We start from the raw sequence: 23,179 nt of genomic DNA on the forward strand, positions 1-23,179 counted from the left end.
ACACGTCATGAAAAATGAATCATCAAACAATCTGAAATTAGGAGTCTTCGTTATAGCTGGAATTATTCTTTTTATATTGACCATTTATTTTATTGGCCTTAACAGAAATATATTCGGTACAAACTTTATTTTGCGTTCAGAATTCGAAAATGTAAGCGGATTAAAACAAGGCAGCAATGTACGCCTTTCAGGAATTAACATCGGAACTGTCAGTAAAATAGACTTTATTTCTGATTCATTGGTAATGGTAAAAATGAGCATCAAAAAGAATGTTCAGCGATATATCAAAACAGATGCGGTGGCAAGCATCGCTTCAGACGGTTTGGTTGGTGATAAAGTACTAGTTATTTCTCCGGGAACAGGTTCTTCCAAAGTGGTTGGTAATAACGCAGTAATTGCTTCATATAAAACTACAGAAATTGAAGATGTACTTTTCAGTATCAAGAAAAGTGCAGACAATATCCAGACCGTTACCACCGGCTTGGTTGATTTCACAGCAAAAATGAATAATAAGGATGGTTTATTGGTAAAAGTAATGACCAGTAAAGATTTTGCCAATCGGATAGATAAAACAGTACAAAATATTCAGACGAGCGTAAATGATTTCGCATCATTTACTCCTACCCTTCGCAACAAAGATGGAATCATTAATAAAATATTTACTGATAAAAATTGGAGCGATAATGTAGAAAGCAGTGTTCTTGACTTAAAAAACAGCTCAAGGCAGATCAGTATTTTTGCCGAAAAGCTCAATGATAAAAACAATATACTTTCCAAAATCACTACAAACGATACTTTGGCTGCTTCATTGGAAAAAACACTGGATAATCTGGAGAAATCTTCTGATGATCTAAAAAATTCACCTCAAAAATCAACAATGAAGAAAACGTTGTTTCCAAATTGGTTGATAACCCTAGATTAGGCAGATCAGTAGATTCCACAATTAATAATATCGGTAAAGGAGTCGATGAACTCAGAGAATTGGAGGCGGCAGCAAGAAATAATTTCTTATTAAAAGGATATTTCAAAAAAAAAGCGGCAAATAAATAAAAGCCTACCCAGTGAAAATTTAAAACCACACGTACTTAATCCTGTAATTAATATAGAGATTTTGCTTACACAACTCCACATAAGATATTCAACAATAATTAATTATTACTTCAAATTATTAATCTTTACAACAAAATAATTCATTAGATAATGAAAATTCATTATTTTAGTAGTAAACTTAAAAACTAAAACCAACGCAAATGTGTAAAATTTTTATTGTTGATGATGACATTTTTTTTGGAGAAATGCTAAAATATCATCTCCAGCTAAATCCTGATTATGAAGTTCTGTTATTCAACAATGCAAAGGACTGCCTTTCCAATCTTTATCTTAATCCAGATATCATTTGTATTGATTTTGGGCTGCCAGACATTCAGGGCGATGAACTTTTTATACAGATTAAAAACATATATCCTGATCTCCCGATTATTGTTATCAGCGGACAGGAAAATATTGAAGTTGCCATCAATTTTCTAAAGCTGGGAGCCAAGGATTATATTGTAAAGAATGAACATACAAAAGAACTTTTGTGGAATTCTATCATGAGATTGAAAGAAAACATCAGTTTAAAACAAGAGGTCGAAGATCTTAAAGACGAGCTCGAAAAAAAATATACGTTTGAAAAAACAATCATTGGACAAAGCCATCCCATAAAAAGTATATTTTCTAAAATTAATAAAGCACTTACTTCCAATATCAATGTTTCCATTACCGGAGAAACCGGCACCGGAAAAGAAGTTGTTGCGAAGGCCATCCATTATAATTCATCAAGAAAGAACAAGCCTTTTATCGCTGTCAATATGGCTGCGATTCCTAAAGAACTTGTAGAAAGTGAGTTTTTTGGTCACGAAAAAGGAGCTTTTACAGGTGCAACAGAAAGAGCCAGCGGAAAATTTGAACAGGCCAATGGAGGAACTATTTTTTTAGATGAAATTGCAGAACTTGATCTTAACATTCAAAGCAAACTTCTTCGTGCCTTACAGGAACGAGAGATCACAAGAGTAGGTGGAAAACAGAAAATTGAACTGAACGTAAGGATCATCACAGCTACACATAAGAATCTTGCACAAGAAGTTAAAAAAGGAAATTTTCGTGAGGATCTCTATTACCGGATTATTGGCCTTCCCATTGAACTTCCTCCTTTACGTGAAAGAGATCAGGATGTTTTGATTTTGGCCAAACACTTTATAGATCTTTTCGCAAAGGAAAATAAGAGCAAACCTTTAAGCTTATCTTCAGATGCAAGGAAGAAGCTTCTGGATTATCATTTCCCGGGAAATGTAAGAGAGCTAAAATCCGTTGTTGATTTGGCCTGTGTGATGTGTGACCATCACGAAATTACAGCAGAAGACATTAATTTCTACAATCTGGAAAAAGACTCAGAATCTTTTCTCAATGAACAAAAAACGCTAAAACAATATACCACCGATATTATTTTGCATTTTCTAAAAAAAAATAATAATGATGTCATTAAAACTGCAAAATTATTAGATATAGGCAAATCAACTATATATAATCTTATTAATAACCTTGAAATCGAAAATAACTAGATGAAAGTTGCTAAATTACTTTTTACGGACGGAGAATTCAAATATGAAAGAAATGATGAAAAGCTTAACTATCAGGAAGCTCAAATCATTATAGGATATGGAGCCAGAAGTATTATTGAAGAGGATAACTTTTATCTTCTTTTAAAGGAAAAGTTTCCTAATGCCGAGATAGCCCTGTCTTCTTCTTCGGGAGAAATTTTCTGTAATGAAGTCTATGATGATACGGTAGCTTTAACCATAATCAGCTTTTCAACAGCTTACATAAAAACATCACAGATTGATATTGAAGACTTTTCATGCAGCTATGATGCAGGAAAAAATTAATTGAAAACCTTCCTTCTCAGGATCTTAAATGGGTTTTTATTTTGTCCGATGGCAGTAAGGTTAATGGCAGTCAATTGGTTCGCGGACTTAATGCCAGCCGCCCCGAGGAAGTTTTGATTTCTGGTGGGCTGGCCGGGGATGGAGATAAATTTGAAAAAACTGTAGTTGGACTCAATCAGGTTCCTGAACCCAATAAGATTCTGGCCATTGGATTTTATGGCGCAAACCTGGAATTATCTCATTCTTCAATTGGGGGCTGGGAAAGCTTTGGGCTTGAAAGAGTGGTGACCAAGTCACATGATAATGTTCTTTATGAAATTGATAATAAAAATGCATTAGATCTTTATAAAAAATATTTGGGGAAATACGCCGAAGACCTTCCCGCCTCTGCTCTTCTTTTTCCATTGTCTCTTACAATGCACCAAGATTCTTTATCAGTAGTGAGAACAATTCTTTCCATTAAAGATAACACGATGATTTTTGCCGGAGATTTGCCGGAAGGAAGTAAAGTAAGGTTTATGAAAGCCAACATGGACAGACTTATTGATGCAGCCAATGATGCAGCCAATCAATGTCTTAAAATGAATACACATACTCCTAAACTGGGAATTATTATAAGCTGTGTGGGAAGAAAAATAGTATTGGGAGACAGAGTCTATGAAGAAGTGGACATCGTACGTGATGTTTTTAAATCAAGTACTGTACTAACCGGATTTTACTCCTACGGAGAGTTATCTCCTTTAAGCCCGTTCGGCAACTGTGCTCTGCACAATCAGACTATTACCATCACCACAGTTAATGAAATTGAATAGCTATGGAAACCAAATTTCACAATTTACTCGAAAGACAGATCAATAAATATCTTACGGAAGATTGCAAAAATCATCCGCAATTTAAAAATTTCATTCATGCAGTTAATGAATCTTACAAATCCTTTGAAAGAGATAAAGAGCTGATGGACTATGCTTTCAAACAAAGTGAAGAAGAATATCAGGAGCTATATCAAAGTCTTAAAAATGAAAATACACTCAAACATGAGTCTATCAGTAACCTCTATGAATCATTAAAAATTATTGATTCTGATATTGAAATAAAAAAATCAGAAGATCTTAAAGAACTTTCACTGTATCTCTCTGAACAGCTTAGAAAAAGAAAAAGAGCAGAAGATTATATCAAGCAGCAAGAGGAAAAATACCGGAATATTATTGCAAACATGAACTTAGGACTCATTGAAGTAGATAATGATGAAATTATTCGCTATGCTAACCAATGCTTTTGTAATGTGTCAGGGTTTGAACTGGATGAAGTAATGGGTAAAAATCCAAGTACACTCTTTTTGTACGGAGAAAATAACGTCCGGTTTTTACAAGAACAGATAGAACTAAGAAAAAAGGGAATTTCCAGTGTATATCAGCTTCCTGTAAGAAACAAGAGAGGAGAAATAAGATGGTGGGCAGTAAGCGGTGCTCCTAATTATGATGATCAGGGAAATCTGTTAGGCTCCATTGGAATCCACCTTGATATTACTGACCAAAAAAAATTGGAAGAAGAGTTAAAACTTGAAAAAGCAAAAGCACTGGAAGCATCCAAGGCTAAAGAGGTTTTTCTTGCCAATATGAGCCATGAAATCCGAACACCCCTTAACGGTATCATTGGTTTTCTGAGAGAACTCAAAAGAAGCAACCTTGCTGATGAACCGAAACAATTTGTAGAAAACAGCTATAACGCTTCACAGCACTTATTATCCATTATTAATAACATACTCGATATTTCTAAAATTGAATCCGGAGAAATGTCTTTGGAAATTAAAAGCTTTTCTTTAAAAGACAGTATTCAAAAAGTCACTTCCGTTCTCAAGCCAAAAGCAGAAGAAAAAAAGCTTAAACTTATTACAGATTTCTCTTCAGATATTTTTCCGGTTTTAAAAGGAGATTCTTTAAGACTTGAACAGGTGCTCTATAATATCATTGGTAATTCTTTGAAATTCACCAACGAAGGGTATATCAAAGTTGAAGCTAATGTGCTGAAAAGTTTTTTAAACCAACAGACCATTTCGATCAGCATTACGGATACCGGTATTGGAATGAGTGAAGAATATGTACGCAATATATTCAAAAAATTTAATCAGGAAGACAGTTCAATTTCAAGAAAGTATGGAGGTACAGGTCTGGGAATGTCTATTACCCGGGAACTTGTTCACCTTATGAAAGGAGAAATTAATGTAAAAAGCGAAAAAAACTCAGGAACATGTATTACAATAGTTCTGATTTTAGACAAGGGTGATGAAAAAGCTTTAAAAGAAAGTAATTGGAAAAATCAAAATATATCTATTGCGGGTACAAAAGTGCTCCTGGTAGAAGATAATCCGCTCAATCAGCTGGTTGCAGAAAGATCTCTGAAACATTTTGAATGTTTCGTTGTCAAAGCTGAAAATGGTAAAATAGCATTAGAAATATTAAGCAAGGAACAATTTGACATTATTCTGATGGATTTACAAATGCCAGAATTGGATGGTATTGAAACAACTAAAATACTGCGAAACGAACTTGGGATTAAAGTCCCTGTGATAGCACTAAGTGCTAATGCTTTTAAAACAGAAATAGACACCTGTATTAATGCAGGAATGAATGACTATATCACAAAACCCTTTAATGAAGAAAATTTACTCAAAGTAATTTACAAGTACGTTAAAATCCCTGAAAATACTATAAAGACAGTGCCGGAGGCACGTGAAAATTTCTACAACCTTAAAAACATACAGATACTCAGCAGAGGAGATAAAGATTTTATGCGGAAAATGCTGTCAATATTTATTGGACAGACTGAAACAACAATTCCATTAATTCAAAAGGCGTTTGATGAGAAAAACTATGCTGAAATTGCAAAGCTGATCCATAAAATCAAACCAAGTATACAAGCTATAGGAATCACTTCTATTGAAAGTGAAGTAAAGCAGCTTGAATTAATTACTATAGAACAAAATAAAGAATTGCCTGATTTATATTCCTTGTTCGAGAAAATAAAACAGACCCTTGAAATTGTGGTCACTCAATTGAAAGATGAAATAAACCAATCTATTTAATCCAAAATCTAGACATCATTCCATATTATGGAAAAAACACAAATGTAAACAGTTGACAAACAACAATTTAACAAAAGGCATAGAAGTAGAAATATTGTTTTTAAATTAAACAAAATGGAAACAAATAATCAAAATTTAAAACTCTTTATTGTGGATGATGACAGTTTTTGTTCAAATGTTTATCAGCAGTATCTGAAAAACCATCATTATGAAGACATTACCTCTTTTAGCTGCGGCGAAGATTGCCTGGACGAACTTTATCAGAAACCGGACATTATTTTTCTGGACCATAATATGGAAGACCTGAATGGATTTGAAGTTCTAAAAAAAATAAAACGTTTTGATCCTAATATTTACGTCATCATGGTTTCCGGGCAGGAAAATATAGATACAGCAGTAAATGCACTTAAATATGGAGCATTTGATTATTTAACGAAAAATATAAATGTCTGTGAGAAAATGGTAAAAACGATAGAAAAAATTTTAAAAATTAAAGAAGAAATGTCTCAAGGCAAACTTAAAGGTTTTCGCAAATTTTTTTCAATGATATTCTAATAATCTATGGTAAAAAAACTCATCATATCAGTTATTTTTCTCTTTCTTCTCAGCTCTTGTAAGACCTATAATGTTCTGGAAGAAGAGCAGGCATCCAGAAATATGCAGGATTTCAGTTTTGATCCGGATTATGAATACAAAATCCGAAAAGATGATAAAATTACGCTTTCTGTATGGGGCCAGGATGATCTAAGTGTAGGTTCTGTATATGGAATTTATAATTCTAACGAGGTTTATGGCAAATGGCTTCTGGTTGATAAACATGGAAATATTGAAATTCCCAGACTGGGAACCACCTTTGTTGTTGGAAAATCGGTTCCTGAATTGAAAGAAGAAATTAAAACCAAGCTAAAAAAATGGCTGGTAAACCCCGTGATTGATGTCAAAGTCCTGAATAAAGAAATAACGGTAATGGGGGAAGTAAGAAATCCAGCTGTTATCCAGGTAGATAAAGATCAGAATACATTACTGGAATTGGTTTCAAAAGCAGGAGGTTTTGAAATGTACGCCAATCTCAGGTTAATAAAAATTTTAAGACAGGAGGGCGAAAATGTGAGGATTACCAATATTGATCTTAGTAAAATGAAAGATGTTCCCAATCAGAATATTATACTTCATCCGGGAGACTATGTAATTGTACCCTCTAAGAAAAGTAAAGATTTTGATAAACGAATCTCCACAATTATTCCATTTGCAACCGTAACCTCTGCTGCTGCAATTTTAATAGGTCTGTTATAAAACTTACACCATGAATAACGAAAATGTTCGGTTTCTCAAACCTCTGTTAAGAGGGCTGCCCATAGTAGTTCTTGCAATGATATTTTCTGTTTTGGCCGTAAAAAAATATCTGAATTACGTTACACCCATGTTTGAAAGCACGGCAAAACTAAAACTTGCCGATACCCAGCAAGGTGTGCCCAGTGCAAATCTTTTTAAAGATTTTGATGTATTCGCATCTTCCAACAAAATCAGTACAGAAATTGAAGTTCTCAAGTCTTCTTCACTCATTGAAAAAACTTTAAAAAAATTATCCTTTTCCACAGAAATATACCGTAAAGGAAAAATGCACTCTGTAGAGCTGTTTACAGACTCTCCAATAAAAATAGAAGCTACATTAAGTGATAAAAAAAACTATGATAAGACATTTTCTTTACATATCATATCATCAAAGAACTATCTACTTCTTACTTCAGATTCCACAAAGGAGTTAAAAGGTACCTTCGGAATTCCTGTTAGCATTCCAGGAGGCAGGATACTGATCACAAAAAATGATGATTATCTTCTGTCCAAACCTAATGCACAAATTATTGATTTTTACGATTTTGTATTTTTAAGCAGAGAGAAACTTTTAGAAAAGATTAATAAAAGTCTCGACATTGTTGCCGTTGACAAAGATGTTCCCGTTATCAGAATCAACTTTAAAAGTAATGTCCCAGCCAAAGCAAGTCTTTTTGTAAATACACTGGCTGAAACATATATTGAAGATTATATTGAAAATAAATACCGGGCAGCCAATACTACTGTTGATTTTCTAAAAGGAGAAATCGGACAGGCTAACAATAAATTATCTGAAACAGAAAACCGTATTGAAAATTATAGAAACAAAGAAAATATTATCAATATCCCACAGGAGACTGAAACGGATTTGAGAAAAATAGCCCAGCTAAAAATTCAACAGAGTAATCTCAAAATGAATCTTGACGCCATCAAAAGTCTTAACAGCTATATTACGGAAGGAAAAGATAATTATCTTGATCTGGCCACAAACTTTGAGGCATTCAATGATCTTCTTTCTACCGAAATGGTAAAAAACATGAAACAGCTACAGGCTGAAAAAAAGGAATTATTACTTACCTACACGCCTGAACATGAAAAAGTAAAGATCATTGACACAAAAATTAAAGACCTCACTGATTATCAAACTGAAAGCATACAAAATACCCAGAAAAATTTACAGATAAAATACAATGATATAGAACATGATATTCAGACTGCAGAAAGAGCTTTCATAGGTCTTCCTGAAAAGGAAAAACTATTGAATATCATGAATAGAGAATTTAATCTCTATGAAAAAAACTATAATTTTCTCAATGAAAAAAGAATAGATGCCGAGATCGCAAAAGCTGCAAAGATCTCATTTCATAAAATTATTTCCCGGGGAGAACTGCCACAGGAGCCTGTTTCACCTATGCGTTCCATCATTATTATTGTTGCTGCCATTATGAGTATGGTTGCTTCTATTTTCCTGATTTATGCAGTACATTTTGCCAAAGCCAAGGTGAATGATATTTTCACTATTGAAAAAAACAGTTCCATACCCATAGCATTCACTACTCCATTTATCAAAAAGAAAGAAAAAATAATGCATCATTTTCTGGAAAATGTTTTGGAAATGGAGCTTAAAGAAATAATAAAAGATAAAAGTCAGATTTGTATTACTTCATATGATAAAGCACAGCAGCATACATTTCATGCAAAAAATATCATCAAAGCATTACAACTGCAATCCAGAATAGTTCTGTTAGTAGATGCAGCCGGAACCTTAAGCAATTCAGAAGCAGATCATTATATCAATTTATCAGCCGAGGAAAACCTTAAGCTTACAGCTCAGGATATCAGGAATCTTATTCGTGAAAAAATGAAGGAAAGCAATATCTGCATTATCAATAATCAGTCTATAAAACAAGGCAAGCTACCTTTACTTTTTATGAATATTGCAGATCAGAACCTGTTCATACTTGACAGCAGAAAAACCGCAGCCAAAAACATAACAAACATTGAACTTTTAAAAGACGAATACAAACTTTCCAATCTTTGGTTCGTTTTGAATAAAGAAGGATACAACCCTAGTCTGATAACGACTATTAAACGTATTATAAACAAATATAAATCGTGAAAAGAATCCATGAAATATTTAAAAGCGCCTCTGTGTTGGTTTTTACAGATCAGCTCATATTCAGCGGGAGCAATTTTCTTCTGACCTTTTTACTGGTGAGAAAACTAAGTATTTCTGAATTTGGAATATTTTCATCCATCCTTTTAATAACCTATTTTCTGGTAGGCATTTCTAATGCCTTTATTGTTCAGCCTTTTCAGATTTTATCAGCAAAGAATTTCAGTAAAAAATCACTGGGCTTTGCATTTATGGCTTCATTGGTTTTGATTTCCATGTTCAGCCTGCTTGTTTTTTTTATTACTCTTCTTCCTGTTCCGGCAATAGCATTTGTGAAAAACAATCTTTCTGCCCTAATAGTTTTTATTTCAGCCTATATTTTACAGGACTTTCTCAGAAAAATATTACTGACCATAGATCATATTAAAATTGTCCTTTTTATCGATACTATCTTTATTATTATTTTCCCTCTACTTGGATTTGAGACGTCCCTTACTTTATGGAAAAGCTTATATATTATCGGTATTGTAAACATTGCAGCATCTGTTCCCGGCATAGGATACCTTATAAAAAATGCAGATTTCAATCTGAAAAACACCTCACTTTTGCGCTATTACTTTACAGAGGGTAAGTGGCTTTTAAGCGCTTCTGTTCTTCAATGGCTTTCAGGTAATTTCTTCACCCTTGCGGCAGGTGTATACCTAGGAATCAATGCTTTGGGAGCATTAAGGCTTGTTCAATCCTTCTTCGGAATTATCAATATTATCTTACAAACCATTGAAAATTATTACCTTCCTAAAACAGCTCAGCTTTATTATCAAAATAAAAATCAGGAAAAAAAAGAGCTTCTTCTCAAGATAAGGAAGGCTATAGCCCTTTTAGCTATTATAATCGTTTGCTTTTTCACCTTTTCAGATTCGTTGATTATTATTCTCGGAGGTGAAAAATACCATCAATATGGATTTGTCATTAAGCTGATCTCAGCTTTATATATTGTAATCCTGTACAGTTATCCAACCCGGATTTCTATCAGAATTTTAGAGCAAAATAAGGCGTTCTTTATCGGATATTGTATATCCTTTGTTTTTTCGGTTCTGAGTTTCCATTTTTTATTAAAATACGGGCAGCTCTATGGCGCTGTAGCCGGATTAGCAGTTAATCAGATTGTAATGATTGTTTACTGGAAAATAATTCTAAACAAAAAACAAATTTCGGTATGGGCATAGTACATTTAATATTAGGAAAAGCGAACCCCGAAAAAATGAACGGCGTTAATAAAGTGGTATATAATATCGCTACAAAACAGGCCGAAAACAAAGGGAAGGTAGAAGTATGGGGTATTTCTGAAAACACAGAAATCAACTATCCAGAAAGGACATTCATAACAAAGATTTTTAAGAAAAAAAGAAATCCTTTTTCTATTCCCGAAGATCTTAAAAAAGAAATTCTGGCCGCTGATCAGGCAACAGTTTTTCATTTTCATGGAGGATGGATTCCCATATTTGCTTCTTTAAGTAAATTTTTAAAGAAAAATAACTACCGATATGTAATAACTCCTCATGGTGCATATAATAGTATTGCCATGAAGAAAAGCAAATATATAAAAAAGATTTACTTTAAAATATTTGAAAAAAAAGTCATTGAAAACGCTTCTAAAATCCATTGTATAGGAGAAAGTGAAATAGAAGGTCTCAATTCTGTTTTTCCAACCTCAAAAGGTGTTCTGATCACCTATGGCTATGATAGAATAAATACCAGCAATTATTGCAGTAATCTCAAAGAACCTATTATTTTCGGGTTTGTTGGCAGACTGGATATTCATACAAAAGGTCTGGACATTCTTATTGAAAGTTTCGCTGCTTTTTCCAGAAAAAAGCCTAATTCCAAACTTTGGATTGTAGGAGACGGGGCTGAAAAAAATGATCTTATCCATACCATAAAATCATATAATATAAGTGACAAAGTAGAATTGCTGGGAAGCAAGTTCGGAGAAGAAAAAAATAATCTAATCAAAAGAATGCATATTTTCGTGCATCCTTCCAGAAATGAAGGCCTGCCTGTCTCAGTTATTGAAGCCGCCGACTTTGGAAAGCCCTGTATTGTCACCAGAAATACGAACATCGGCCACCTTGTAGAAAAATATGACGCCGGCATTTGTATTCCAACCCCTGATCCTACTCTACTTACGCACTCTTTTATAACAATTTCTGAAGTATGGGAACATCAGAAAAAGTATATCGCCATGTCGGAAAATGCTATACAAATGGTGGAAGAAGCTTTTGACTGGAAAAAAATTCTTGACGATATGAATACTCAACTCTACAATATCTGATATGGAAACCTTATCCCCTAAACATCAGCTCTTTCTAAAAAAAACAAATAATCAATTGTTTATTATTCTGCTGCTAATGGTAGCCTGCTTTTTTACGTGGAGTGAAAATGTTGCTATCACAAGGGGAATAAAGATAGTAGGTAGAATGGGGGTTATGATTTCTTCTATTCTTGTTTATCAAAAAATCATCAATTATGGCGGAGTAAATTCATTGTCCTATAAAAATATTTTCTCCCCTATCCTGTACATGGGCTATCTGACTTTAGGATTTATATCATTCTCCTGGAGTACCAATCCGGGATTCAGTGCACTGCAATGGTTTATGACTTTTCAGAGTTTTGTCTTTGCTTATTTCTTTGTAAAAAGTTTAAAAATACTGGATATTTATTTTGAAGGCCATAGCATCCGCCTTTATCATCTTTTAGGAAACACTGTATTTGTATTGCAACTTGTCTTTGTTATCGGGCTATGGATTGCTCCTGATATCTTTTTCCGTCTTACTGACGGAGGTGAAGAGGCCAGACTTGGCGGTACATTAATGAATCCCAATGAGCTTGGAATGCTTGCCGGTGTGGGTTGTGCCTGTCTTATTTTTGACCTTTACCGTTTTAAAAATAAAATTTGGACTATTATAAAGATCATCATCATTATGTATGCACTTTATATGACGGGATCAAGATCTTCACTTATCGGAATTTTACTCATTATATTTTTCCACGTTAACCAGACCAAGAAAAAAACTTTAAAATTTGCCATTATCGGAGTGGTGGCGATAATAGCTCCCTTTGCGGTTTACAGTATCATTTTAAAGGGTGGCGATCAGTCTCGTCTGGAAGAAGTAATGAGCCTTACAGGGCGACTTCCTTTCTGGAAAGCTTTAATTAATGAAGGATTACCAAGGGAACCACTTTTTGGTTTTGGATTTATGAGAATAGACTATAAAGAGTTTTTTCAGAGCGCCCACACCTATCCGGGAAAAATGACTCATAATACATTCATGCAGGTTCTTATGAATCTTGGTTTTATTGGGCTCACCATTGTTTTTTTTCAGGTCTTTTTTACTCTAAAATCAATAATGTCCCAACCCAAAGAAACAAAACTTATGCTCATTGGAATCCTTATTCCTATTATCATCAATTCTTTTACTGAGTTTGGAATATTTGGAGAAAGCAATTACGGAATTTTATTTTACCAAATTATAATCTTTTCCGTGGCTATTAAAAACAGCAACCATCTTACCAGGCTGCAAAAAATTGTTCTTAAAAGAAAAAGACCTGATCTTATAGAAAAAAATTCCATTCTATAGTTTTTTTTCCATTTTTTGGAAAACACATCTCACTAAAAAACAACACAAACGACACAAATTCAATAACTTAAACAATTGGCAAGATGTTTATATCCTATATTAATATAAAATAGAACATCATGAGAAACTTATTTAAAAACATAGGATATAAACTGTATCTGAAACAGCAGACAGGAAGTAAAAGAATCTCATTTTCTTATATTCCCAACCAGGATGGAAGTGTACGATGGTTTTGGAATTCGCGATCAAAAAAGCCTTTATTCCTGAAGTTCTATAATATAACAACGATTAAGGGAAAATTATTTGCCTTCGTTGTGCATCTCATATTCTTTCTGAATCTGCAGAAAGTAGTATTCAAAAAAGAGACTTTATATTATACCTCAGAAGAAAACCCTTTATTTGACATCATGAATGATTGGGCCATATTTACCGGAACTCCAGGCCCTAATAACAAAGCCGTTTTATTTGCAGACAAATGCTTCTTCAAAATTGCTGCGACAAAAAATGCAAAAAATCTTATCAATAAAGAATATAAAATCATCACCTACTCCGGAACCAACAGATTGTATTCAACACCTTCTGCATCTTTAATTAATGATTATGTATTAAGGCTTTCTGATATTTCAAATAACGGAAAGAGACAAAAGAAATTCAGTGGAATTCATGCTAAAGCTCTTCAGGGAGTCAAAGAAAAATATCAGACTGCCATTAAAATATCCAATTGGAAACATTTCGGCACATTGATAGAAAACTTCACCACAATTGATGATAAACGGATCCCTCCAAATCTGATGCGAAAACTTAAAATGATTCTGGAAAATATTGATAAAGATGAAATGATACACTTATCCTTTTCTCATGGGGATTTTACTCCCTGGAACTGCTGTGTAAAAGATGATATCCTTGGAATATACGATTGGGAACTGGCTTCATTTGAAAAACCTAAAGGATTTGATTTCTTTCACTTTATCATACAGAACAGTATCCTTATACAGCATATGCCATGGAAAGAAACCTGGACACAAATCAGAAAGCACAATAAAACTGCATTTAATTTTAATGATAATGAACTTAAAAAATATCTGAAATTCTATCTGCTGACCAATGTGCTTTATTACCTGAAATTGTATTCTGAACAAGAACAATGGCATCTTCAGATTCATTGGCTTTTAAAAGTATGGTCGGAGGCCTTGAATATGTATCTTACTGAAATCAAAACCGAACGAGAGCTTCTTATCATGGATATTTTTGATTACTTATATCCTCAGAAATATGCTGCACTGAAATTCCATGATAAAGAACCGGAAAAACTCCCTCTCAACTCTGATATTGATCTTGTTATCTCCTTCCAGGATGCTTCAAAAATGGCTGTATTTCTAAAACAGAACAGTCTGGTCAACAGAATAAAAATTGTCAAAAAATCATTCATGTACAACATAAGGCTTATTACTCATGATCTTAAGATTCTTAATCTGGATCTTATTTATCAGCTGAAGTGGAAACATCTTGAATTTATGGAAACACACAGAATGATAGATCATGCGGAGCAGAACAGATATGGAATTAAAATATCATCTCCACAAGATACGGCAAAATACCTGTATTATTTTTATACCCTAAATAATAGTAAAATTCCGGATTCATATAAAAGTTTTGTATATGAGAATGCCTCAGAAACAATAATGAAAAGTAAAACAGAATGTATTACAATGCTGAAAAACAAAGAATGCAACAGAGGATTTTTATTCCTTAAGAATCTCGGCGGCTATTTAAAAGATATTTTTTCAGAAAGAGGATTCATTATTACTTTCAGTGGTGTAGATGGTGTTGGAAAATCAACGGTTATTTCTGAAGTTTCGGAGCTCATTGAAAAACGCTACCGAAGACCTGTAAAAGTTCTCAGACACAGACCTTCTCTCCTTCCGATATTGAGTGTATTTACAAAGGGAAAAGAAAAAGCGCATCAGGATATTGTAAATTCTCTGCCAAGACAAGGTAAGAATGATCATTTTTTCTCCTCATTGTTAAGATTTACATATTACTATGCAGATTATATTATTGGACAATTTATTATTTATCTGAAATATGTGTTAAGAGGAAAAATTGTATTGTATGACAGATATTATTTTGATTTTATTGCAGATAGTAAAAGAAGCAATATCAAACTTCCGGAAGGCATCACAGAAAACGGATATCATCTGCTATTAAAACCCAAATTTAATTTTTTTCTGTATGCTGCTCCCGAAAAAATTCTGGGCAGAAAAAAAGAACTTTCCTATCATTCAATATGTGCTTTGACAGCATCATACGGCAGATTATTCTCAAAACTGGAAAAAAAAGATCCGAAGATCAAATATCTTTCCATCGAAAATAATGATTTGGACACCACTTTAGGTACTATAATGAACACTATAATTGCTGCAAAATGAAAACAATTGTTGAAAAAATCATAAAGCTCAGAAATCCGGACTTTACTTTAGATAAGGCATTAAACTCCGAAGCCGTATTCCTTCTGATTTGGGTTCAGTTCTGGAGTCTCATCAGAGGACTGAAGACGATATTCTTTTTAAGAAATCCAAAAGGAATGCTTTTGGGAAAACGTGTAGGATTCTTCAATGTTTCAAAAATACAATGGGGAAAATTTCTGAGATTAGGGAATGACGTTTATATTTCTGCACTGGCTAAACAGGGGATAGAATTTGGAAATAATGTTTCTATAGGGGCTTTCAGCAGAATTATAGTTTCTACTTCATTAAATAATATTGGAGAAAAAATAAAAATTGGAAATAATGTAGGGATTGGAGAATTTGCTTATCTCGGAGGTTCCGGAGGTCTTGAAATTGGTGACGACTGTATTGTAGGACAATACCTTAGCTGCCATCCGGAAAATCACAATTATGAAGATCCTGATATTTCCATAAGACATCAGGGCGTGAATCGAAAAGGAATTAAAATAGGCAAAAACTGTTGGATTGGCAGTAAAGTTACAATTTTGGACAGCGTAGAAATTGGCTCCGGCTGTATTTTAGCAGCAGGAAGTGTTATTACAAAATCATTTCCAGACAACAGTATTATAGGAGGTGTACCTGCAAAACTAATAAAAATGAGAACTTATGATGACTACCAATCAGATTATACTGGCGACTTGCTATGCCGTAAATCCCTATAAAGGTTCGGAAGATGCCATGGGCTGGAATTTTGTATATCAGATTGCCCGGTTCCGAAAAGTGATTGCCATTACAAGAGAAAATAATAAAATCCATATTGAAAAATATATGGCAGAAAATCCTGATCCTGTATATATGAATATCCAATTCCTTTATTTTGATCTTCCTTACTGGATGCGCTTCTGGAAAAAAGGAAATCTCGGTGCCATGCTTTATTACTATCTGTGGCAAAAGAAAGTTGTCTCTTTTATCAAAAAACAAAAACTGGATTTTGATATTGTTCATAATGTCAACTTTCATAATGATTGGACGCCAAGCTTTTTATGGAAACTTAATAAGCCTATGGTTTGGGGACCGGTAGGACATCATCCTCTGATTCCAAAACAATATCTGAAAGATTATTCAATACAATATTTAATTAAAGACCGCCTTATCTGGCTGATCAAAAATTGCTTTTGGAAATTTTCCGTATCACTAAGAAATACAATTGAGCATTCAGATCATATTTGGTGTATGAATAGCAGTGTTCCGGAAAAACTGAAGCCGGGTAAAGGCAAATACTCACTTTATCCTTCAGTAGCATCAGAAGACTTTTTCCAGAAAAAAGAACTACTTCCAAAATCAGACTTTAAGATAATCAGCGTAGGAAGGTTCGTTCCCTTAAAAGGGTTTGATTTAACAATAAAATCTTTTGCCCAATTCATTAATCAAATTTCAGAAAAAGATAAAGCATTATGCAAACTTACTCTTATTGGAACGGGGGAACAGAAAAAATCTTACCAGTCCCTTATCAGCAGTCTTGAAATGAATAATTTCATTGAAATAATAGAATGGATTGACCGGAAAGAACTCATGAAAATCTATGAACAATCATCAGTATTTTTATTTCCGTCACATGAAGGGGCAGGAATGGTAGTTCCGGAAGCACTCTCATTTGGATTACCGGTGGTATGTCTTGAAAATGAAGGCCCTGGAGAGTTCATCAATCGTACCTGTGGCTTTGCAATTCCACAGCAGGAATACAATGAAACCATTGAGAAGCTCAGCTATGCATTACTAAGGCTTTTTCTGGAAAAAAATCTAAGGAAAGAAATGAGTACCGGGGCAAGAAAACATTATCTGGAAAGATTTTCCTGGGAAAAAAGAGGTGAATATCTGAATACAATTTATAATCAAATCTGAAATGAAAAGAATTGTTGCCATTCATTTATTAAATGATTATAGCGGAAGTCCAAAGGTACTGATGCAGTTATTAAAAGCCTGGACAAAAAATAGTATGGAAACCCATCTTTTTACTTCAGGTGGAAGAAAAGGTTTTCTTTCTGATATTTCTAAAGTGAGAAATCATTATTTCTGGTATCGCTTTTCACCCAATCCTGTCACAAGAATATGTAATTTCTTTCTCTGTCAGTTTCTATTAATGATAAAGCTTTTGTTTTTCCTGAAAAGAAAAGATATTCTCTATATCAATACTGTGCTTCCTTTTGGAGCGGCTATTGCCGGAAAAATAAAAGGCTGCAAAGTAATCTATCATATCCACGAAACTTCAATCAAGCCTGCTATTTTTAAGAATTTGCTTTTTGGAATAGCAAAATTTACAGCCCATAAGATTGTTTTTGTTTCAGAATTTCTTTTGAGGCAGGAATCTCTTATCAACAACCAGGTTCTTCTTTACAATGTATTGGAACATGATTTTGTTGAAAAAGCAGACCAATTTCAAAATCATAAAAATACAGTTCCGGTGGTTTTAATGATCTGCTCTTTAAAAATATACAAAGGGGTAAACGAGTTTTTGGAGCTGGCACAACAAAATTCACAATATATTTTCAAACTGGTAGTCAATGCTTCAGAGCAGGAAATTTTAGATTATTTCAGGATGAAAGAAATTCCAAAAAATCTGAAAATCTATCCTACTCAGGTTGACACTCATATTTTTTACCGTGAGGCTGATTTAGTGGTCAATCTATCTCATCCCGATCTTTGGGTTGAAACATTTGGATTAACTATTCTGGAAGGAATGCGATATCGTCTTCCTGTTATTGTTCCGCCAATTGGCGGCGTTACGGAGCTTGTGAAAAATGGTGAAAATGGTTTTTGGGTTAATTCTAAAAATATAAATGAGCTATCTGAAAAAATAAACTATATATTAAAAGATAGAATTATTTATCAATCTTTCAGTGATGCAGCTTATGCTAAAAGTCTGATGTTCTCGGAGGAGTATTTTGAGAAAGAATCAATCCATATTATTTCCAGTTTATAACAGATTTTCCATTTTTTGGAATTATGCACAAATATTTACAAAAATAAAATACTGATTATCAACAAATTATAATCCAGTTTACTTTTGGAACATGAATAGTTATACTCTTTTTAAATATAACTAATTATGAAAACAAAAGTAGCAATTATCGGAACCGTTGGCTTACCTGCCAATTATGGAGGATTTGAAACTTTAGCTGCTCATCTTGTAGAAGAGCTCTCAGATACCTATGATTTTACAGTATACTGTTCCTCAAAAAAATACCCAGAAAAAGAAAGGAGTGAAAGCTGGAAAGGAGCCAGACTAAAATATATTCCTCTAGACGCCAATGGAGTTCAGAGTATTGCATATGATACATGGTCTATTATTCATTCATTATTTTACTGTGATGTTTTACTGATTTTAGGGGTAGCCGGAGCCTGGCTTCTTCCATTTGTAAAAATGTTTACCAGTAAAAAATCATTATTTCCATAGATGGTATCGAATGGAAAAGAGATAAATGGTCATTAGCAGCCAAATTATATTTATATTGGGCAGAAAAACTGGCAGTACAGTTTTCTGATATTGATATTTCTGATAATGAATCTATTCAGGATTATACTTCTTTAAGATATAAAACAATCAGCAGGGTAATAGAATATGGGGCAGACCACACAAAAGTAAATTTGGTTCCCACATCAAAAAATATTGAAGAATATCCTTTTTTACTGGGTGAGTACGCCGTAAAAGTGTGCAGAATAGAACCAGAGAATCACGTTCACACTATTTTAAAAGTATTCAGCGAATTTCCTGGCCGCAAGCTCGTAATGGTTGGTAACTGGAAGAATAGTCAATATGGTGTGGAATTGAAACAGCAATATTCAGATTTCGAAAATATTCATCTTTTAGATCCAATTTATGAGCAAGAGACAATAGATCTTATTCGCGGAAATGCTTCGCTTTATATTCACGGTCATTCTGCAGGAGGCACCAATCCTTCTTTAGTGGAAGCCATGTTTTTAGGACTACCGGTTATCAGCAATGGTGTTTCTTACAACAGAACAACTACAGAAAATCAGGCATTTTATTTTTCAAATGCAGAAGAATTGAAAAATATTTTGGCTCAACTGAAAAATGAAGATCTTCAAAATTGTGCAATCAGGATGAAGCAGATAGCGGAAAGAAGATATATCTGGAAAAAAATCGCAAAAAAATACCATAATCTTATTGAAGAAACATTTACTGCAAAAAACAAAGCAAAAGTATATCCTGTAATTTGTAACCTGGAGAAAAAAATCCTTGAAAAGTACAACTTAGAACATCTGAAAAACATACAGTTATTCAATAATCCCAGTGAACCCATTTAAAACAAAGTACCATGAAAAATTTTATAGAACTATTAATATCGGGAACCCTTGCCTTCATTTTATCAATCTGTATAATCCCCGTAATGAGAATCATTGCCCAAAAATTTAGATTGGTAGACGTTCCCAATACAAGAAAAATACATTACACTCCTACTCCATTAATTGGAGGTCTGGCTATTGGAATGATTATTTTACTATTAATTGAAATTTCCGCAGATAAAAGCTGGAGAATAATACTTCCAATTATTGTAACCTCTTATATTTTACTTCTGGTGGGAACTCTAGATGATAAAACTGATATTAAAGCTATTTATAAACTAATCATTCAAGTTTGTGTAAGTATCATTATAGCGACTTCCGGAATAAGAATTTCATCTTTATACGGATTGTTCGGAATCTATGAAATTAATACATACTTCCAGTATCTGCTCACTGTTTTGGTTATCGTAACAGCAGTTAATGCTTTTAATCTTATAGATGGTGTGGATGGGCTTGCAGGTAGTGTAGCAGGAATAGGATTTGTTTTGTTCTTTATTATCATGTTAATAGAAGGCAACTTAGGGCTGGCAAGAGTAGCTATACTTTTTGTTGGAAGTATTATAGCTTTTCTAAAATATAATCTTTCTCAGAAAAATAAAATTTTCTTAGGAAATTCAGGCTCGCTATTTTTAGGATATTTATTGATATGTCTGGGAATTTTCATCACAAAGTTTGATAACAATACAACAACTTTTCCTTATGGAGTATTTTTTATACTTTTTGTATTTACTATTCCCGTAATTGATTCTATACGAGTGTATACTGATAGAATATTAAGAGGAAAATCACCTTTCAAAGCAGATAAAACCCATATCCATCATCTTCTTCTTTTATTAGGTTTTTCTCATAAAAAAATAAGTATTACTTTTATTTTGATTAATGTTCTGACATTTCTCGTTCAGTATGTTTTTTTTAAAAGCTACTCTATTTATTCTTCATTAATCTCCTTTTTTATATTTATAGCTGTTTTCAAAATCATTAAAAGTATTAATCATTTCCTGAGCTGGAAAAAAAGGATAAAAGAATTAGAGTACAACTAAGATTGTTTCATTTATTCACTGTCATTTTTTGGAATCTCTTGTATAAACTCCTCTATCACTAATTATAAAACAAGATGCTGCGAGCACTTTAGTAGAAACCCTTCATGAGAATAACTAAGGGCAAGTAATAAACAAAGAAAGCAAGGATGCTCTGTTTCTCCGGATGAGCAAAAAGTAATTGGCTTCATCATGATTTATAAAACTTCTAACATCTTTTAAAAGCAGTAAAAGCTAAAAAGTCAATTGAAAACTAACTGTTGTTATACATATTTAAAATCTTACAATAAAATTGCGCAAAATTTTATTGTAGAGAATTACTTATAAAAATGAGCTTTTTAGAGTCCAATCATCAATAAAGTGATTGGATATGATGTAGTTCTACATTGCTTTTGTATGGTAATTCAACAGTTATAATAAGAGTAGAATACTTTTAAAGACCTTATAAATTTAGAATAAAAACAATACAAATTATCTCTAAAAATAAAAGACACAAAATTTATCAATACAAATCACATCAAATCACTACTTTTTCCATAGAACGGAAAAAGTAGTGATTTTAATCCATAAAAAAACTACAAAGAAATAATCCTTGTAGTTTTTCTGTGTTTTTAGAATCGCTGAACCTTAACATAAAAGCCGCTATTTAATTTTGGAATTTTACAAAATCCAGATAAAAAGAAGGGTTTCCAGCATTGAATGAGGTCGGAACTACTCCATTTGTTTTACCAGCTAACACAGTGTAGGTTCCTGGTGTAGCAAAATATAATACACGGTTCTGATCTCTTGGAAACATGAATGCAGCAGTGTTTGAGCCACAGTAGCTTCTCCAGACATCACCAATACCGTTAATATAAAAAAAGTAATCATTACAATCAGAATTGATCGCAACTCCACATCGGAAAAAATACCATCCTTTTGCAGGGATAGTTACCTGAACTCCCGTATTTAATCCTGCAGCTCCAGTTCCGCCTGTATAAGGATTTATTAATGTCCCGGTATATGGTGTCCAATTATTGGCGAACGCTGTAGTAACAGTGGATGACCATGTTGCCAAACCATTGGCATCACTTGTGAGGACATACCCCAACTGCTGAGTACCATCTTTAATTTGAAGAGCACCGTTGGTAGTCCCATTATCAATAATAACTTTTGCATTTGATGCACCCGCGGGCACCGTATTGGTCCCCATCAGGACTTTTCCTGTACCATTAATACTTAAATTGTTTCCCGCCATTGCTATATCTGTAGCTTGTGAGAGGGTTCCTCCCAGTTTTACATCTGTACCTGATAATGTAAGACCATTGCTTGCGGTAATATTGTTATTAATAATCGTTGTTCCTCCGTTTCCATTCCCTCCAGCAAGCTCTGTAACAGTCATAAATCCTATCTGAGGATTCAACTGAGCTGTTCCTGCTCCTCCTAATCGTACTTTTACAGAGGTATCCACTGTAGGTCTGTAAATAGCATAGGCTTCTGGCTGGCCTCCTATTGAAGTGGCAGGATAATTATTTATCGCATCAACAACACCGGTGGTACTGGAGGGAAGAACAGAATTATTTGAAGCATCAACCCACTCATAGACAAAGAAACCTCCAGCTAGTGAGAACTCTGTAGCATGCAGTTGGCAACGGAGAACATAGGTTTTCCCGGCTTTCAAATTAAAAACACCGGCATTATAAGTAATATTATTGGCTGCAATTACAGACCCAAATGTAACGTCCGACCCTGTAGATACTGTTTGAATAGCGTTTGGTTTTACAATAATATAATCTCCTGTAGAAGAACTTCCTTTTGAAAGGATTTCCCATGTAGAAGAAGCTCCTGTAAGCCCGGTATTGATTAATTCTACACTTTGATTTGCTGGTACAAGAACATTGGGATTTCCATTAATAGTCTCTGGAGATGCAGAATTTACTGTAATACTAAAGTTTGTATTATTTTTAATCCTGTAAATACGTCCTTTATAATTCCCAGCCCCACTGACTGCGGAAGGGAGATTAAAAACAGCATTGGAACCACCATTATAAGCAACATGGAAATCTGATGAGTTCAAATTATAAGAATTTGTAATAACAGCATTATAATTTGCTGCTAATGATCCATTAATATCCATAGTGGAACCTGGATTTGCAGTATTAATACCAACATTTCCTGCCTGGGCAAAAGCAAAAGTAGAGCTTAAAGCTAATACTGCTATAAATAATTTTGTATAAATTTTAACCATTCATTATTGTT

General features: G+C 33.6%; 19 protein-coding genes and 1 pseudogene. 19 read left to right on the forward strand and 1 reads right to left on the reverse strand.

The features are described 5' to 3' along the window. The first annotated feature begins 7 nt into the window (after window positions 1-7). From KBP46_RS04210 to KBP46_RS04290, 19 genes and pseudogenes are all read left to right on the forward strand, one after another. On the forward strand, window positions 8-922 hold the full coding sequence (locus KBP46_RS04210; RefSeq protein WP_253297198.1) for an MlaD family protein: 915 nt from the start codon (window positions 8-10) through the stop codon (window positions 920-922). Window positions 923-1,250: 328 nt separating this feature from the next. Beyond that, window positions 1,251-2,600, forward strand: a complete 1,350-nt coding sequence (locus KBP46_RS04215) for a sigma-54 dependent transcriptional regulator (RefSeq protein ID WP_216444719.1) — start codon at window positions 1,251-1,253, stop codon at window positions 2,598-2,600. Next, window positions 2,601-2,924, forward strand: a complete 324-nt coding sequence (locus tag KBP46_RS04220; protein WP_216444720.1) for an FIST N-terminal domain-containing protein — start codon at window positions 2,601-2,603, stop codon at window positions 2,922-2,924. Window positions 2,925-2,965: 41 nt separating this feature from the next. Then, window positions 2,966-3,736 carry an FIST signal transduction protein gene (locus KBP46_RS04225; RefSeq protein ID WP_216444721.1) on the forward strand — a complete coding sequence of 257 codons (771 nt, stop codon included), beginning with the start codon at window positions 2,966-2,968 and terminating at the stop codon, window positions 3,734-3,736. 2 nt (window positions 3,737-3,738) lie between these two features. Continuing rightward, complete coding sequence (locus KBP46_RS04230; RefSeq protein WP_216444722.1) at window positions 3,739-6,006, forward strand: response regulator; 2,268 nt, start codon at window positions 3,739-3,741, stop codon at window positions 6,004-6,006. 114 nt (window positions 6,007-6,120) lie between these two features. Beyond that, window positions 6,121-6,561 (forward strand): response regulator, encoded by a 441-nt coding sequence (locus KBP46_RS04235; RefSeq protein ID WP_062669968.1) that lies wholly within the window; start codon window positions 6,121-6,123, stop codon window positions 6,559-6,561. A gap of 6 nt (window positions 6,562-6,567) precedes the next feature. Then, window positions 6,568-7,299 carry a polysaccharide biosynthesis/export family protein gene (locus tag KBP46_RS04240; RefSeq protein WP_062669970.1) on the forward strand — a complete coding sequence of 244 codons (732 nt, stop codon included), beginning with the start codon at window positions 6,568-6,570 and terminating at the stop codon, window positions 7,297-7,299. 10 nt (window positions 7,300-7,309) lie between these two features. Continuing rightward, entirely contained in the window at window positions 7,310-9,457 is a 2,148-nt protein-coding gene (locus tag KBP46_RS04245) for a hypothetical protein (protein ID WP_216444723.1), read from the forward strand. Next, complete coding sequence (locus KBP46_RS04250) at window positions 9,454-10,680, forward strand: lipopolysaccharide biosynthesis protein (RefSeq protein WP_216444724.1); 1,227 nt, start codon at window positions 9,454-9,456, stop codon at window positions 10,678-10,680. Before KBP46_RS04245 ends, KBP46_RS04250 begins: the two co-directional genes overlap by 4 nt. After that, entirely contained in the window at window positions 10,671-11,786 is a 1,116-nt protein-coding gene (locus KBP46_RS04255) for a glycosyltransferase family 4 protein (protein ID WP_216444725.1), read from the forward strand. The genes KBP46_RS04250 and KBP46_RS04255 overlap by 10 nt, the downstream gene beginning before the upstream one ends. A 1-nt stretch (window position 11,787) precedes the next feature. After that, a complete protein-coding gene (locus KBP46_RS04260; RefSeq protein WP_062669979.1) occupies window positions 11,788-13,092 on the forward strand; it encodes an O-antigen ligase in 1,305 nt (434 codons plus the stop codon). 119 nt (window positions 13,093-13,211) lie between these two features. Beyond that, the gene (locus KBP46_RS04265; RefSeq protein WP_216444726.1) at window positions 13,212-15,521 is read left to right on the forward strand and encodes a hypothetical protein; all 2,310 of its coding nucleotides are present in this window, start codon (window positions 13,212-13,214) and stop codon (window positions 15,519-15,521) included. Continuing rightward, a complete protein-coding gene (locus KBP46_RS04270; RefSeq protein ID WP_216444727.1) occupies window positions 15,518-16,261 on the forward strand; it encodes a DapH/DapD/GlmU-related protein in 744 nt (247 codons plus the stop codon). The genes KBP46_RS04265 and KBP46_RS04270 overlap by 4 nt, the downstream gene beginning before the upstream one ends. Next, on the forward strand, window positions 16,206-17,441 hold the full coding sequence (locus KBP46_RS04275) for a glycosyltransferase family 4 protein (protein WP_216444728.1): 1,236 nt from the start codon (window positions 16,206-16,208) through the stop codon (window positions 17,439-17,441). Before KBP46_RS04270 ends, KBP46_RS04275 begins: the two co-directional genes overlap by 56 nt. Before the next feature lies 1 nt (window position 17,442). Beyond that, a complete protein-coding gene (locus tag KBP46_RS04280; protein WP_216444729.1) occupies window positions 17,443-18,519 on the forward strand; it encodes a glycosyltransferase family 4 protein in 1,077 nt (358 codons plus the stop codon). Between the two features lie 126 nt (window positions 18,520-18,645). Then, window positions 18,646-18,993, forward strand: coding sequence for a DUF1972 domain-containing protein (locus KBP46_RS23495; protein WP_253297199.1), 348 nt, complete (start codon window positions 18,646-18,648; stop codon window positions 18,991-18,993). 5 nt (window positions 18,994-18,998) lie between these two features. Then, window positions 18,999-19,109: pseudogene (locus KBP46_RS23500) on the forward strand (DUF1972 domain-containing protein); the annotation flags it as partial. A 75-nt stretch (window positions 19,110-19,184) separates the two neighbouring features. Next, window positions 19,185-19,865 (forward strand): glycosyltransferase, encoded by a 681-nt coding sequence (locus KBP46_RS23505; protein ID WP_253297200.1) that lies wholly within the window; start codon window positions 19,185-19,187, stop codon window positions 19,863-19,865. A gap of 11 nt (window positions 19,866-19,876) precedes the next feature. Continuing rightward, complete coding sequence (locus KBP46_RS04290; protein WP_216444730.1) at window positions 19,877-20,944, forward strand: glycosyltransferase family 4 protein; 1,068 nt, start codon at window positions 19,877-19,879, stop codon at window positions 20,942-20,944. A 643-nt stretch (window positions 20,945-21,587) separates the two neighbouring features. Here the strand turns inward: KBP46_RS04290 and KBP46_RS04295 are convergent. Then, window positions 21,588-23,168: a hypothetical protein gene (locus KBP46_RS04295; RefSeq protein ID WP_062669992.1), complete on the reverse strand. Its 1,581-nt coding sequence runs from the start codon at window positions 23,166-23,168 to the stop codon at window positions 21,588-21,590. Between the last annotated feature and the right edge of the window lie 11 nt (window positions 23,169-23,179).

The organism is Chryseobacterium sp. PCH239, assembly GCF_018924625.1.
GTDB classification, from domain to species: Bacteria; Bacteroidota; Bacteroidia; order Flavobacteriales; family Weeksellaceae; genus Chryseobacterium; species Chryseobacterium cucumeris.